Here is a 377-nt window from a genome sequence, read left to right on the forward strand (position 1 = left end):
GCCCGTTGCCGGACTTCGTTGCCGACACCCTCTGTCTGGCTATTTTCATGTATGGAGGATAACTGCCTATGGCAAAAAACAAAACAGAGATTCATGTGACTACTGTGTTTGACGGGGAGCTTGACGCAACCGATGTGTTCGTCAGCCTGATTTCCCAGAAATATGGAAAGACAAATTCAAAAGAATATCTTGCTAAAAAGAAAGATTTGAAGTATAATGAAGATGAGGTTCAACAGAGCCAGATACCGTCTGGATTGTGTGGGTAAATGGCTATGATGAACGAAATGGAATACAGAACAATCGGTTCAGCACTTGCCGGGGGCTATCGTGCGGCGGTCTATTGCAGGCTGTCAAAGGACGATGACCTGCAAGGCGAA

At 45.9% G+C, this 377-nt stretch carries 1 protein-coding gene and 1 pseudogene; one reads left to right on the forward strand and one right to left on the reverse strand.

The window, feature by feature from the left end; all coding sequences use genetic code 11:
• A pseudogene (locus DWW13_RS19945) lies at window positions 1-95 on the reverse strand (tweety protein); the annotation flags it as partial.
• Here DWW13_RS19945 and DWW13_RS18525 point away from each other — a divergent pair.
• A complete protein-coding gene (locus tag DWW13_RS18525) occupies window positions 69-266 on the forward strand; it encodes a hypothetical protein (RefSeq protein WP_118720836.1) in 198 nt (65 codons plus the stop codon). The pseudogene DWW13_RS19945 and the gene DWW13_RS18525 overlap by 27 nt on opposite strands.
• Window positions 267-377 lie beyond the last annotated feature (111 nt).

This window comes from Blautia sp. AF14-40, from assembly GCF_003479665.1.
Taxonomy (GTDB): Bacteria; Bacillota; Clostridia; order Lachnospirales; family Lachnospiraceae; genus Fusicatenibacter; species Fusicatenibacter saccharivorans.

What these genes read in the sequence shown, in the direction of transcription:
- DWW13_RS18525 (WP_118720836.1), top strand. Translation starts at nt 69, where the DNA reads ATGGCAAAAAACAAAACAGAGATTCATGTGACTACTGTGTTTGACGGG.